15 protein-coding genes are annotated in these 14,405 nt (G+C 61.0%); all 15 read left to right on the top strand.

The genetic code is table 11. The annotated features are described in order from the left end of the window. The first annotated feature begins 287 nt into the window (after positions 1-287). The 15 genes from N554_RS0117055 to rplP all read left to right on the top strand — a co-directional run bounded on the left by N554_RS0117055 (position 288) and on the right by rplP (position 14,395). The gene (locus N554_RS0117055) at positions 288-2,333 is read left to right on the top strand and encodes an FAD-dependent oxidoreductase (RefSeq protein ID WP_029584569.1); all 2,046 of its coding nucleotides are present in this window, start codon (positions 288-290) and stop codon (positions 2,331-2,333) included. A 278-nt stretch (positions 2,334-2,611) separates the two neighbouring features. Next, complete coding sequence (locus tag N554_RS0117050; RefSeq protein WP_029584568.1) at positions 2,612-4,648, top strand: ABC transporter ATP-binding protein; 2,037 nt, start codon at positions 2,612-2,614, stop codon at positions 4,646-4,648. A gap of 760 nt (positions 4,649-5,408) precedes the next feature. Beyond that, entirely contained in the window at positions 5,409-5,780 is a 372-nt protein-coding gene (rpsL, locus tag N554_RS0117045) for a 30S ribosomal protein S12 (protein WP_029584567.1), read from the top strand. 15 nt (positions 5,781-5,795) lie between these two features. Beyond that, entirely contained in the window at positions 5,796-6,266 is a 471-nt protein-coding gene (gene rpsG, locus N554_RS0117040; RefSeq protein ID WP_029584566.1) for a 30S ribosomal protein S7, read from the top strand. A gap of 31 nt (positions 6,267-6,297) precedes the next feature. After that, positions 6,298-8,370 carry an elongation factor G gene (fusA, locus tag N554_RS0117035; protein ID WP_029584565.1) on the top strand — a complete coding sequence of 691 codons (2,073 nt, stop codon included), beginning with the start codon at positions 6,298-6,300 and terminating at the stop codon, positions 8,368-8,370. A 40-nt stretch (positions 8,371-8,410) separates the two neighbouring features. After that, the gene (gene tuf, locus N554_RS0117030) at positions 8,411-9,601 is read left to right on the top strand and encodes an elongation factor Tu (RefSeq protein ID WP_029584564.1); all 1,191 of its coding nucleotides are present in this window, start codon (positions 8,411-8,413) and stop codon (positions 9,599-9,601) included. A gap of 92 nt (positions 9,602-9,693) precedes the next feature. After that, a complete protein-coding gene (rpsJ, locus tag N554_RS0117025; protein WP_002712302.1) occupies positions 9,694-10,002 on the top strand; it encodes a 30S ribosomal protein S10 in 309 nt (102 codons plus the stop codon). Between the two features lie 52 nt (positions 10,003-10,054). Further along, positions 10,055-10,783: a 50S ribosomal protein L3 gene (gene rplC / locus N554_RS0117020; protein ID WP_029584563.1), complete on the top strand. Its 729-nt coding sequence runs from the start codon at positions 10,055-10,057 to the stop codon at positions 10,781-10,783. 1 nt (position 10,784) lies between these two features. Beyond that, positions 10,785-11,405 (top strand): 50S ribosomal protein L4, encoded by a 621-nt coding sequence (rplD, locus tag N554_RS0117015; protein WP_029584562.1) that lies wholly within the window; start codon positions 10,785-10,787, stop codon positions 11,403-11,405. Then, entirely contained in the window at positions 11,402-11,701 is a 300-nt protein-coding gene (locus N554_RS0117010; protein ID WP_029584561.1) for a 50S ribosomal protein L23, read from the top strand. Before rplD ends, N554_RS0117010 begins: the two co-directional genes overlap by 4 nt. Before the next feature lie 12 nt (positions 11,702-11,713). Next, positions 11,714-12,547: a 50S ribosomal protein L2 gene (gene rplB / locus N554_RS0117005; RefSeq protein WP_029584560.1), complete on the top strand. Its 834-nt coding sequence runs from the start codon at positions 11,714-11,716 to the stop codon at positions 12,545-12,547. Between the two features lie 12 nt (positions 12,548-12,559). Then, positions 12,560-12,838, top strand: a complete 279-nt coding sequence (rpsS, locus tag N554_RS0117000) for a 30S ribosomal protein S19 (protein ID WP_027536815.1) — start codon at positions 12,560-12,562, stop codon at positions 12,836-12,838. 11 nt (positions 12,839-12,849) lie between these two features. After that, positions 12,850-13,230, top strand: a complete 381-nt coding sequence (gene rplV / locus N554_RS0116995; protein ID WP_036053429.1) for a 50S ribosomal protein L22 — start codon at positions 12,850-12,852, stop codon at positions 13,228-13,230. Between the two features lie 20 nt (positions 13,231-13,250). Beyond that, on the top strand, positions 13,251-13,949 hold the full coding sequence (gene rpsC / locus N554_RS0116990; RefSeq protein ID WP_029584558.1) for a 30S ribosomal protein S3: 699 nt from the start codon (positions 13,251-13,253) through the stop codon (positions 13,947-13,949). 32 nt (positions 13,950-13,981) lie between these two features. After that, complete coding sequence (rplP, locus tag N554_RS0116985; RefSeq protein WP_029584557.1) at positions 13,982-14,395, top strand: 50S ribosomal protein L16; 414 nt, start codon at positions 13,982-13,984, stop codon at positions 14,393-14,395. Positions 14,396-14,405: the final 10 nt, after the last annotated feature.

Genomic DNA, 14,405 nt, shown 5'->3' with positions numbered 1-14,405 from the left:
AAAGGCCGGCTTTTGCCGGCCTTTTTGTGGGTTTTTGGTCGTTATGGCGGGTGAGCCTCGTTTGTTCATCTTTCCTTCAGGCTGAAAAGCGCTTCTGCTAGCCATCCGTCAAAAATGGCCTCGGGCCCGGCCGAGGGAGGGGGCAGGTTACCGATTAGGATTGCCCGCTAAATCGACAATTTGGGGCGCGATCCCGGGCAAAGAGCGGATTCGACTTTTGCCGACCGCGCTCTAGGCTGACTTAAGAACCGGATGCTCCTGAGGGGGCGGGGGATCACGGAAAGCAGATGTTCGATCTTGCAATCGTTGGCGGCGGGCCGGGCGGCCTGATGAGCGCCTGGTACCTCAAAAAGAAGCTCGGCGAGCTCTGCCGCGTCACCATTTACGAGGCTTCCGACCGCGTTGGTGGCAAGATCCTGACACGCAAATTCGATTCAGCGCCCGCGATGTACGAAGCCGGCCTCGCCGAAATTTACGATTACTCGATGAGTGGTCCCGACCCGCTGCGCGAACTGATCCAGCATTTCGGCCTGCAGACCATTCCGATGGATGCGGAGCAGGTCCAGTTCGATGGCGAGCTCTTGAACGACGTGGCGGGCATGCGCCGCAAATACGGCGCCAAGACTGCCGACGCGATCGAAGCGTTCCGCAGGCGCTGCACCGAGATAATGTCTCCAGCCGAATATTACGAAGGCGTGGGCGCCCACGACAACGAGCATCCGTGGGCTTACATCACCTGCGAGGAGCTACTTGACAGGGAAGTGGACGATCCCATCGCCAAGCGCTTCCTCAAGGTGATGGCGCGCTCCGACCTCGCCACCGAGAGCCACAACACCAACGGGTTGAATGCGCTGAAAAACTTCGTGATGGATGTCGACGGCTACATCGGCCTCTATTCGATCCAGAACGGCAACGAGCAGTTGATCGAGTGCCTGCAGTCCGAGGTCGACGCCGATATTCAGCTCAATCACCGCGTCCTCAAGGTCGGCAAGACCGCAGCCGGCCGCTATCAGCTCAACATGATGAACGGCAAGGGACCGGAGACAAAAGATTTCGACCTCGTGCTGGTGTGCCTGCCGCACTCCTGGCTGGTGACCATGCGATGGGACGGCGAACAACTGCGCAAGTCGATGGTCAAGCACGTCGCCTATTTCGATCGCCCCGCGCATTATCTGCGGGTCTCGATCCTGTTCGATGAGCCGTTCTGGGGAGAGAAGATCCCGGGCTCATGGTTCATGTCGGAAGCGTTCGGCGGCTGCTGCGTTTATAACGAAGGCGCGCGTCATGACGTCGGCAAGCACGGCGTCCTGAATTGGCTGATCGCCGGTTCCGACGCGTTGGCTTTCGCCAACCTCAGCGATCAGGAATTGATCGATGCCGCGCTGAAATCCCTGCCGGCCTCGCTGGGCGACGCGCGCGCGCATTTCGTGGAAGGCAAGAGCCATCGCTGGCTTTCGTCGGTGAATGCGCTGCCGGGCGGTTTGCCGGCGCGCGACGTCATTACAAATCATCGGCCCGAACCGAAGCAGCATCCAGGCCTGGTGGTGGTCGGCGATTATCTGTTCGACTCGACGCTGAACGGACTGCTGGATTCCTCCGACGCCGCCACCGACATCATCCTCACTGAGATGGTGCGGTTGCGCCGCGCGCGCGGCAAATCCACGTCCAATAAGATCGATCGCGAGTATTTCGAGAATTATCGCGGGCTCGGCCCCTACAGCGAAGCCTGGAGCCGGTTTGCCGATCCCGCATATTTGACCGATCTCATCAACATCGTCTGGAACCGAGCCAAGGGTTACAAGCTGCTGGTCGCCGGGTCCGCCAGCGGGGAATTCGTGGGAGCGCTGCGCGCTCGCGGAATCGATGCGTGGGGCATCGAGAACAACCGCGCGATCCACGCCAAGACGCCGAAAGCCCTGAAAAATTTCAACAAGCTTGGATCGATCCTCGATATGCCGTTCAAGGACGGCGAATTCGATTTCGTGTTCGAGACAAGCCTATGCCATGTCGCGGAAAGGCGGGTGCCACACGCTATTCGCGAGTTGAACCGCGTGACGAAGGCCGGCCTCGTGTTCGGATCGGTGACATCGGATTTGGCGCCGGCCCTGATCGACCAATACGACCTATTGCGCGGCGTGAAGAAGCTCGCCACCTGGTGGGAATGGTCGGAATTGTTCTTCTCTAACGGCTTCGACCTGTCGATGCACCGCCACGACTGCAGGGACGCGCTCTGGGCGGCGACCCTGGCCGCCAACAAGGGGCCGGGCCGGTGGTATGCGGACTCCGACAGCCTGCGCTACTCGTTCTTTGACAAGGTCGAAGCCGGCGACTGAACCGAGCCGGTCAACTCGTCATCCCGGCGAACGCCGGAATGGCGAGCGTGAGCGCAACTCCGCTCATCGCGCCCTGTCATGTCCCTGTAGCATTGGGACAGATATTCTCTACAAGCAAACGCGCCGGGTCCCGGCGTTCGCCGGATGACCGGCAGAAAGTTGCCGGCTGTTGCTTTGCCGAACGCGTTCTGATCGCATAAGCTTGGTTCAGCCCTGCGATTTAAGAGCAACGGGGCCGTTTTTGCGGTCATGCCGGCCGTGCAGCATCGATTGGTTTCATGGCGTCCAAGCCTCCTTCGTCAGAGAATCAGATAGCCGCTTCCGCCAATCCTGCGGCGCCGGAGCTCGAGGAGAAGCTTGCGGCGGAGACTGAGGCTGCGTATCGCGCCGTTGGCGACAAGGCGGTCGAGCCGCCTCCGCCCGATGACGAGCATGGTGCTGACGGGCTTGAGGTTGACGATGAAGAAGGTGAGGATCTCGTCGTCTTTACCGCAAAGGAAGCCGCCGGCGCGCTCGCGACGATCTATGCGTTCGTCAAACCGTTCCTGAGCAACTACAAGAGAATGCTGGTATTCGTCAGCATCGGCGTCGTGATCGAGACGCTGTTCAACGTCATTATGCCTCTGAGCCTGAAATTCCTGATCGACGATGCCCTCGGCGAAGAGGATTTCCAGGCGCTCTATGTGATCCTCGGCGTGCTCGCGGCGGCCGGTATCTTCACCTCGATCGTCGCGGTCTGGTACGAGCGATGGGACGCGCGGCTTGCCGCCTGCATTATCTCCGATGTGCGGTCGCGCCTGTTCGAGCACGTTCAGAATTTGCCGGCAGCCTATTTTGCGCGCACCAGGCGCGGCGAAATTCTATCGCGGTTTTCGATCGATCTTTCGGCTTTCGAAGGCTCTATCAAGAGTTTTGCCAACGGCGCGGCATTGCCGTTCCTGGAGTTGATCGCCGGCATCATCCTGATGCTGTTCCTGAACTGGCAGCTCGCGGCGGTGGCGCTCCTGGTGTTTCCGATCACGCTGATCGGCCCGCGCATCCTGACGCCGAAGGCGGTACAGGCGAATTACGAACAGAAGCTCAATGAGGCGTCGCTGCTCGGCATGGTGCAGGAAAACGTCGCCGCGCAAGCGGTGGTCAAGGCATTCAGCTTGCAGCGCCGGACGTTCGGCTGGTTCACGATGCGTAACAACGACGTTCGGCAAAAGACCGCTTCTGCGGTTTTCCTGTCGACCATGGTCGAGCGCACCGTTACGATTTCCGTATTGTTGCTGCACCTCGTGGTGCTCGCGATCGGCGCCTATCTCGCTACCAAGGGCCAGATCACTATCGGGACCTTCGTGACGTTCGAAAGCGCGTTCTGGGAGGTGTCCTACAACATCGCCCACCTGATGCATTTCATTCCGGTGTCGATCCAGTCGGCGGCGGCGGTACGGCACATTCAGGAATTGCTGGACGAGCCGACCCGCGGCGCTGATCGTCCGGGCGCACCCGACCTGCCGCGCATCACCAACGACATCACCTTCGACCGCGTCACGTTCCAATATGAAGGCAGCCAAACGCCGGTTCTCGAGAATCTCAGTCTCAAGCTCAATGTCGGCAAGAGCATCGCTATCGTCGGCCCGAGCGGCTCCGGCAAGAGTACGCTGCTCAACCTGATCCTTCGCCTCTACGTACCGAACGAGGGTCGCGTGACCATCGATGGCGTCGATATCCGCAGAGTGACGCGCGAGTCGCTGCGCGGGAGCATGGCGGTGGTGTTCCAGGAAAACATGCTGTTCAACATGTCGATCCGGGAAAACATCCGGCTCGGCAAGGAAGGCGCGACCGACAAAGAGGTCGAGGAAGCGGCGCGCAAGGCCGAAATCCATCGCTACATCATGAGTCTTCCGCAAAAATACGATACCTCCGTTGGCGAGCGCGGCGATACGCTATCGGGCGGACAGCGCCAGCGCATCGCGATTGCCCGGGCCATCGTCCGCAATCCGTCGATTCTGCTGCTCGATGAGGCGACCTCGGCGCTTGACCAGACCACCGAAGCCGCGATCAACAAGACACTGCTGAAGCTTTCCAAGGGCTGCACCATGATCTTCTCGACTCACCGCCTCACGTCGGTGGTCGAGATGGACGAGATCATCGTGATTTCAGGCGGCAAGGCGATCGAGCGCGGTTCGCACGCGCAGCTGCTCGCCGCCAATGGCGTGTATCGAAAGCTGTGGGACGATCAGAGCCACAAGTCGCATGACGCGGCCGATTCGGCGGACGCCGACGGCGATGATGACGAGGATAAACGCGCAACTCGCTTGCCGCGTTGAGCCGATTTGCGCAGCTGTCGCGACATGCCTTCACCGAACCGCCACAAAGCGCGCCAAGCGCTTACCCGCCGGTAAATCCCGTTCTCGAATCCACACGCCGTTCGACGTCGGTGAACACCTTCGACGGGATAGGGCGAATAGGGTAGCCTCAAAGCCAGCCTCGTATTAGACGCTGGAAGCGCGTTGCCATATAATACCCGGGTAAAATTAGGATTCGGCTGAAATTTAGCCGGCGGGGAGCTTGCTTTTGGCGAGTTTTGCGAGTCCCGAAGTGGTCGATTCTGCAGACGCGAGAGGCGCTTCGTTCACTGTCGTTTCGCCTTGACTTGGCCATGCTGCGCCGATAGAAACCGCGCACTTAACGACAGGCGGTGAGCGACGCCAGAGTCGGAACGGATCACCCTTTCAGTCCCTCGGCAATTTCCTGGGATCGAGACGGGCACCACCCTCGACGAATGCCGCTCAAACGCTGTCGATTATAGCTAGGCAATGCCAGGACGATCTTGGTTCTCTTGAGCAAGTCCTCTTGAGATTGATTTCGGATGCATGACCTCGGTAGCCAACTGAGCAGCACACGCTGATCAGTTACGACTGCGGTCCTCTGTGGCGTCGAAGCGCTTTCCGCTCAGCAATGAGCAGTTGGCGCGATTTCGCTTTGCGCGGGCCTATTCGCGCGTTGCGGCCGAATGGGACCGGTGGTCCTGAGAAGAATTTGCGGAACCGATGCCGGTTTCGCGCGAATTAAAGGGTGAAGGCTGACATGCCGACGATCAACCAGCTGATCGCAAGTCCGCGTACGGTGCAGAAGTCGCGCAAGAAGGTGCCGGCGCTGCAGCAGTCGCCGCAGAAGCGCGGCGTTTGCACGCGCGTCTACACCACCACACCGAAGAAGCCGAACTCGGCGCTTCGCAAAGTGGCCAAGGTGCGCCTGACCAATGGCTTCGAGGTCATCGGCTACATTCCGGGTGAGGGCCATAACCTCCAGGAGCACTCGGTGGTGATGATCCGCGGCGGCCGCGTCAAGGATTTGCCCGGCGTGCGCTACCACATTCTCCGCGGCGTCCTCGATACCCAGGGCGTCAAGAACCGCAAGCAGCGCCGTTCGAAGTACGGCGCCAAGCGTCCGAAATAATCGGGAACCTGATCCATGTCTCGCCGCCATTCTGCTGAAAAGCGTGAAGTGCTTCCGGATCCGAAGTTCGGAAACATCATCATTACGAAATTCATGAACTCGGTGATGTACGCCGGGAAGAAGTCGGTCGCCGAAGGCATCGTCTACGGCGCGCTCGGCATGATCGAGACCAAGACCAAGCAGAGCCCGCTGACGGTTTTCGAGCAGGCGCTCGAGAATGTAATGCCGACGATCGAAGTTCGTTCGCGCCGCGTCGGTGGCGCCACCTATCAGGTACCGGTCGAAGTCCGCTCGGTACGGCGGCAGGCACTTGGGATTCGCTGGCTGATTTCGGCGGCGCGCGACCGCAATGAAAAGACGATGACGGAGCGGCTCTCGGCCGAGTTGCTCGACGCATCGAATGGCAGGGGGAACGCCGTCAAGAAGCGTGAGGACGTGCATCGGATGGCGGAAGCCAACCGCGCCTTCTCGCACTATCGCTGGTAACGGCGAAACGAACGGATTTAAGGAACAACCCATGCCCCGCGTTCATGCCATAGAGGACTACCGCAACTTCGGTATCATGGCGCATATCGATGCCGGTAAGACCACGACCACCGAGCGTATCCTTTATTACACCGGCAAGAGCCACAAAATCGGCGAAGTGCACGAAGGTGCCGCGACGATGGACTGGATGGAGCAGGAGCAGGAGCGCGGCATCACCATTACGTCTGCCGCGACCACCGCGTTCTGGAACGGCAAGCGTCTGAACATCATCGACACTCCCGGCCACGTCGACTTCACCATTGAAGTCGAGCGTTCGCTGCGCGTGCTCGACGGCGCGGTGTGTGTGCTCGATTCGAACCAGGGCGTTGAGCCGCAGACCGAGACCGTCTGGCGTCAGGGCGACAAGTACAAGGTTCCGCGCATCGTCTTCGCCAACAAGATGGATAAGACCGGCGCTGATTTCTATAAATGTCTCGACGATATCGTCGACCGCCTCGGCGCCAAGCCGATTGCGATTCAATTGCCGATCGGTTCCGAGAACAACTTCAAGGGTCTGATCGATCTCGTCCGCATGAAGGGCGTGGTCTGGGAAGACGAGGCGCTCGGCGCCAATTTCAAAGACATCGATATTCCCGCCGATCTGGCCGACAAGGCCAAGGAATATCGCGAGAAGATGCTGGAAGCCGCCGTCGAACTCGATGACGACGCGCTCGCCGCTTACCTCGACGGCAAGGAGCCTGATGAGGCGACGCTGAAGCGGCTGATCCGCAAGGCGGTGCTGACCGGCGCGTTCTTCCCGGTGCTGTGCGGTTCGGCCTTCAAGAACAAGGGCGTGCAGCCGTTGCTCGACGCGGTCGTGGATTATCTGCCGTCGCCGATCGACGTGCCCGCCATCAAGGGCGTTGATGAAGACGGCAACGAAATCGTTCGCCTGCCGAACGACAAGGAGCCGCTGGCGCTGCTTGCGTTCAAGATCATGGATGACCCCTTCGTCGGCACCATCACCTTTTGCCGCATCTATTCCGGCACGCTTTTGTCGGGCACCGGCGTCGTCAACTCGACCCGCGACCGCAAGGAGCGCATCGGCCGCATGTTGCTGATGCATGCCAACAACCGCGAAGACATCAAGGAAGCCTTTGCCGGCGACATCGTCGCGCTGGCCGGCCTCAAGGAAGCCCGCACCGGCGACACGCTGTGCGATCCGGCCAAGCCGGTGATTCTGGAGAAGATGGAGTTTCCGGAGCCGGTCATCGAAATCGCGATCGAGCCGAAGTCGAAGGCCGACCAGGAAAAGCTCGGCGTCGCCTTGGCGAAGCTTGCCGCGGAGGATCCGTCGTTCCGGGTCTCGACCGATCAGGAATCCGGCCAGACCATTCTCAAGGGCATGGGCGAACTCCATCTCGACATCAAGGTCGACATCCTGAGGCGCACCTACAAGGTCGATGCCAACATCGGCGCGCCGCAGGTGGCGTTCCGTGAACGCGTCACCAAGCGCGCGGAAGTCGATTACACCCACAAGAAGCAGACCGGCGGTACCGGTCAATTCGCGAGGGTCAAGTTCATTGTCGAACCGAACGAGCCCGGCAAGGGATTCGAATTCGAATCCAAGATCGTCGGCGGCGCGGTGCCGAAGGAATACATCCCCGGTGTCGAAAAGGGCCTCAACAGCGTTTTGACCTCGGGCGTGGTCGCCGGCTTCCCGGTGGTCGACGTCAAGGTCCAACTGGTGGACGGCGCCTATCACGACGTCGACTCTTCGGCGCTGGCCTTTGAAATTGCATCGCGTGCGGCATTCCGCGAGGCGCTGCAAAAGGGCAAGTCGGTATTGCTCGAGCCGATCATGAAGGTCGAAGTGGTGACGCCGGAAGATTACACCGGGTCCGTCATCGGCGACCTTAACTCGCGGCGCGGCCAGATCCAGGGTCAAGACATGCGCGGCAACGCCAACGTCATCAACGCGATGGTGCCGCTCATGAACATGTTCGGCTACGTGAATAACCTGCGCTCGATGAGCCAGGGGCGCGCGACCTTTACGATGCAATTCGATCACTACGCTGAAGCGCCGGCAAACGTGTCGGCAGAAGTCCAGAAAAAGTTTGCCTGATTATCGTTGGTTGGCAGCTAACGATTGAACGGAGAGTCAAATGGCCAAAGCAAAATTTGAACGTACCAAACCGCACTGCAACATCGGAACCATCGGTCACGTCGACCATGGCAAGACATCGCTGACGGCGGCGATCACCAAGGTGCTGGCTGAAACCGGCGGTGCGACGTTCACGGCGTACGACCAGATCGACAAAGCGCCCGAAGAAAAGGCGCGCGGCATCACGATCTCGACCGCTCACGTCGAATACGAAACCGCGAACCGGCACTATGCCCACGTCGACTGTCCGGGCCACGCCGACTATGTGAAGAACATGATCACCGGTGCTGCGCAGATGGACGGCGCGATCCTGGTGGTGTCGGCCGCCGACGGCCCGATGCCGCAGACCCGCGAGCACATCCTGCTCGCCCGTCAGGTCGGCGTTCCCGCGCTCGTCGTGTTTCTCAACAAGTGCGACATGGTCGACGATCCCGAGCTGCTCGAGCTCGTGGAAATGGAAGTCCGTGAACTGCTCTCGAAGTACGAATTCCCGGGCGACGATATTCCGATCATCCGCGGCTCGGCGCTCGCAGCGCTCGAGAACAAGGATCCGAAGCTCGGCCACGACGCCATCCTCGAGCTGATGAAGGCGGTCGACGCAAGCATTCCGCAGCCGGCGCGTCCGATCGACCAGCCGTTCCTGATGCCGGTCGAAGACGTGTTCTCGATCTCGGGCCGCGGCACCGTGGTGACCGGCCGTGTTGAGCGCGGCATCGTCAAGGTCGGCGAGGAAATCGAAATCGTCGGTCTCCGCGACACCCAGAAGACCATCGTCACGGGCGTCGAAATGTTCCGCAAGCTGCTCGATCAGGGCCAGGCCGGCGACAACATCGGCGCGCTGCTCCGCGGTACCAAGCGCGAGGAAGTCGAGCGTGGCCAGGTGCTGTGCAAGCCGGGTTCGGTCAAGCCTCACACCAAGTTCAAGGCTGAGGCCTACATCCTGACCAAGGAAGAGGGCGGTCGTCACACCCCGTTCTTCACCAACTACCGGCCGCAGTTCTACTTCCGCACCACCGACGTGACCGGCGTCGTGCATCTGCCCGAAGGCACCGAAATGGTGATGCCGGGCGACAACATCGCGATGGAAGTGCACCTGATCGTGCCGATCGCGATGGAAGAAAAGCTGCGCTTCGCGATCCGCGAAGGTGGCCGCACCGTCGGTTCGGGTGTCGTCTCCAGCATCATCGAGTAATCGAATAGGGAATGACGAATAGCGGATGGCGTTGAGCCATTCGCTGTTCGCCACCCACCATTGGCGACAAGACGACAAAGAAAGACACGGCAATGAACGGCCAGAATATTCGCATACGGCTCAAGGCGTTCGACCATCGAATTCTCGATACGTCGACGCGTGAGATCGTGAACACGGCGAAACGGACCGGTGCTCAGGTTCGCGGACCCATTCCGCTGCCTACCCGCATCGAGAAGTTCACCGTCAACCGTTCGCCGCACGTCGACAAGAAGAGCCGCGAGCAATTCGAGATGCGCACGCACAAGCGCCTGCTCGACATTGTCGATCCGACGCCGCAGACCGTGGACGCGCTGATGAAGCTCGATCTGGCCGCCGGTGTTGACGTCGAAATCAAGCTCTAAGTTTTTAGCTCCCGTCCGCAGGTAGCGGACAGAAAGAACAGGAAGCACGCCGATGCGCTCCGGAGTGATCGCACAAAAGGTCGGGATGACGCGGGTCTTTACGGAGACCGGCGAACATATCCCTGTGACCGTGCTGAAGCTGGGCAACTGCCAGGTGCTGGGTCATCGCACGACCGAGAAGAACGGTTACGTCGCGCTGCAGCTCGGGGCCGGTACCCGCAAGACCGTCTATCTGCCGAAGGCGGAGCGCGGCCAGTTCGCGGTCGCCAAGGTCGAGCCCAAGCGCAAGGTCACCGAATTCCGCGTGTCGGAAGACGCGCTGATCCCGGTCGGCGCCGAAATTCAGGCCGACCATTTCGTGGTCGGTCAGTTCGTCGACGTCACCGGCACCTCGGTCGGTAAGGGTTTCGCCGGCGGCATGAAGCGCTGGAATTTCGGCGGCTTGCGCGCCACCCACGGTGTGTCGGTTTCGCATCGTTCGATCGGTTCGACCGGCGGACGTCAGGATCCCGGCAAGACCTTCAAGAACAAGAAGATGCCTGGTCACATGGGCGTCGATCGCATCACCACGCTCAATCTGCGCGTGGTGCAGACCGATGTCGAGCGCGGCCTGATCCTCGTCGAAGGCGCCGTTCCCGGCTCCAAGGGCGGATGGATCGCGGTGCGCGATGCCGTGAAGAAGGCGTTGCCGAAAGATGCGCCGAAGCCCGGCAAGTTCCGCCTGGCCGAGGGCAGCGGCGAGCAGGCTGCTGCGGCGCCGGCCGAGCAGGAGGGCGCGTGAGATGGAATTGAAAGTCACAACCCTTGAAGGCAAAGAGGCTGGCTCGGTTCAGCTTTCCGACGAGATTTTCGGTCTCGAGCCGCGCAAGGACATCATCCAGCGCTGCGTCAACTGGCAGCTCGCCAAGCGTCAGGCCGGGACTCACAAGACCCAGGGCCGCGCCGATGTCTGGCGCACCGGCAAGAAGATGTACAAGCAGAAGGGCACCGGCGGTGCGCGTCACGGCTCGGCCCGTGTGCCGCAGTTCCGCGGCGGCGGCCGTGCTTTCGGCCCGGTGGTGCGCTCGCACGCCTTTGCGCTGCCGAAGAAGGTCCGTGCGCTGGCGCTGCGCCATGCGCTCTCGGCCAAGGCAAAAGACGGCGGCCTGATCGTGATCGAATCGGCAACGCTCGATGCCGCCAAGACCAAGGCGCTGGTCGGACACTTTTCGGGTCTCGGCCTGACCAATGCGCTGATCATCGACGGCGCCGAAGTCCATAACGGCTTCGCCGCGGCGGCCCGCAATATCCCGAATATCGACGTGCTGCCGATCCAGGGCATCAACGTCTATGACATTCTGCGCCGCCAGAAATTGGTGCTGACCAAGGCGGCGCTCGATGCGTTGGAGGCGCGCTTCAAATGAAGAATATCGACCCGCGCTACTACGACATCATCGTTTCTCCGGTTGTGACGGAAAAGGCCACGCTTGCCTCCGAGCACAACAAGGTTCTGTTCAAGGTCGCGAGCAAGGCGACCAAGCCGCAAATCAAGGAAGCGGTCGAGAAGCTGTTCGACGTCAAGGTGAAGAGCGTGAATACGCTGGTGCGCAAGGGCAAGACCAAGGTCTTCCGCGGCACTTTCGGTTCGCAGTCGGACGTCAAGCGCGCGATCGTGACCCTCGAAGAGGGCCACCGCATCGACGTTACCACCGGGCTATAAGGCGATACGACGATGGCATTGAAAACATTCAACCCCACGACGCCAGGCCAGCGCCAGCTGGTGATGGTCGATCGTTCGGCGCTCTACAAGGGCAAGTCGGTCAAGGCGTTGACCGAAGGCAAGCAATCCAGTGGCGGTCGTAACAACACCGGCCGCATGGTCGTGCGTTTTCGCGGCGGCGGCCACAAGCAGTCGTATCGCATCGTCGATTTCAAGCGCACCAAGGTCGATATGCCGGCGACCGTCGAGCGCCTGGAATACGATCCGAACCGCACCGCCTTTATCGCGCTGTTGAAATATACCGACGGTACTCAAGCCTACATCCTGGCGCCGCAGCGTCTCGCCGTCGGCGACACCGTGATCGCCGGCAACTATGTCGACGTGAAGCCGGGCAACGTCATGCCGCTCGGCAACATGCCGATCGGCACCATCATCCACAATGTGGAACTGAAGATCGGCAAGGGCGGTCAGCTCGCGCGTTCCGCCGGCACCTACGCCCAGCTCGTCGGCCGCGACCAAGACTACGTGATCGTTCGCTTGAATTCGGGCGAGCAGCGCCTGGTTCACGGCCGCTGCACCGGCACCATCGGCGCGGTGTCCAACCCGGACCACATGAATATCTCGATCGGCAAGGCCGGTCGCAATCGCTGGCTCGGCCGCAAGCCTCATAACCGCGGCGTCTCCATGAACCCGGTCGACCATCCGCATGGCGGCGGCGAAGGCCGCACCTCGGGCGGCCGTCATCCGGTGACCCCGTGGGGCAAGCCGACCAAGGGCAAGAAGACCCGCTCGAACAAATCGACCAACAGATTCATTCTCATCAGCCGCCACAAGCGGAAGAAGTAAGGAACGCCGGACATGGTTCGTTCAGTCTGGAAAGGCCCGTTCGTTGAAGGCTCTCTGCTCAAGAAGGCAGATGCCGCACGCGCGTCCGGCCGTCATGACGTGATCAAGATCTGGAGCCGCCGCTCGACCATCCTGCCGCAGTTCGTCGGTTTGGTGTTCGGCGTCTACAACGGCCAGAAGCATGTGCCGGTATCGGTCAACGAGGAAATGGTGGGTCACAAGTTCGGCGAGTTCTCGCCGACCCGGACCTTCCACGGCCATTCTGGCGACAAGAAAGCCAAGAAGGCTTGAGGACTTAAGCGATGAGCAAACCAAAGCGCGAACGGAGCCTCCCGGACAACGAGGCCAAGGCGATTGCCCGGATGCTGCGGGTGAGCCCGCAGAAGCTTAACCTTGTCGCGCAATTGATTCGCGGCAGGAAGGCTTCGGCCGCGCTCGCCGATCTGCAGTTTTCGCGCAAGCGGATCGCGGTCGACGTCAAGAAGTGCCTGGAATCGGCGATCGCCAACGCCGAGAACAATCACGATCTCGACGTCGACGATTTGATCGTCGCGGAGGCGCATGTCGGCAATGGCATCGTGATGAAGCGTTTCGCACCGCGCGGCCGTGGCCGCTCGGGCCGTATCTTTAAACCATTTTCGCAACTGACGATCGTTGTTCGTCAGGTCGAGGCGAGCGCTTAAACAGGGCGCGGGAGAAAACGATGGGTCAGAAGATCAATCCAATCGGACTGCGTCTCGGCATCAACCGGACGTGGGATTCCCGTTGGTTCGCCGGCAAGAACGAATACGGCAAGCTGCTGCACGAGGATGTCAAAATCCGCGAGATCCTGCACAAGGAACTGAAGCAGGCGGCGGTCGCCAGGATCGTGATCGAGCGTCCGCACAAGAAGTGCCGCGTGACGATCCACTCGGCGCGTCCCGGTGTCGTGATCGGCAAGAAGGGCGCCGATATCGACAAGCTGCGCAAGCGCGTTGCCGACATTACCGCCTCCGACGTCGTCATCAACATCGTCGAGATCCGCAAGCCCGAGCTCGACGCCACGCTGGTCGCCGAATCGATCGCGCAGCAGCTTGAGCGCCGCGTCGCGTTCCGCCGCGCGATGAAGCGCGCGGTGCAGTCGGCGATGCGCCTCGGCGCCGAAGGCATTCGTATCAACTGCTCGGGCCGTCTCGGCGGCGCCGAAATCGCGCGCATGGAGTGGTATCGCGAGGGGCGCGTGCCGCTGCACACGCTGCGCGCCGACATCGATTACGGGGTAGCTACCGCATTCACCACGTTCGGCACCTGCGGCGTCAAGGTCTGGATCTTCAAGGGCGAGATCCTCGAGCACGATCCGATGGCCCAGGACAAGAAGGTGGCCGAGGGCGAGACTTCGCGGCCCCGTCGCGACGCTGCTTAAGCGATTTTTGAGAAGGTTTGAGGGCGTAAGCCATGATGCAACCAAAGAAGACAAAGTTCCGGAAGGCGCATAAGGGCCGGATCCACGGCGTTGCGACTTCGGGCGCGACGTTGTCGTTCGGTCACTTCGGTCTGAAAGCGATGGAGCCCGAGCGCATCACCGCACGCCAGATCGAAGCCGCGCGCCGCGCGCTGACCCGTCACATGAAGCGTGCCGGCCGCGTCTGGATCCGCATCTTCCCGGACGTGCCCGTGTCGAAGAAGCCCGCCGAAGTGCGCATGGGCTCCGGCAAGGGTACGCCGGAATTGTGGGTGGCGCGGGTGAAGCCCGGCCGCGTGATTTTCGAAATCGACGGCGTCACCGTGCAGACCGCGAAAGAAGCGCTGACGCTCGCCGCCGCCAAGTTGCCGATCAAGACGCGCTTCGTAGCGCGTATCGCGGAGTGAGGAAGTGGTC

The sequence above is a fragment of the Bradyrhizobium sp. URHD0069 genome (assembly GCF_000701345.1).
Lineage (GTDB): Bacteria > Pseudomonadota > Alphaproteobacteria > Rhizobiales > Xanthobacteraceae > Bradyrhizobium.
This window is presented reverse-complemented; position numbering and strand designations above follow the sequence as displayed.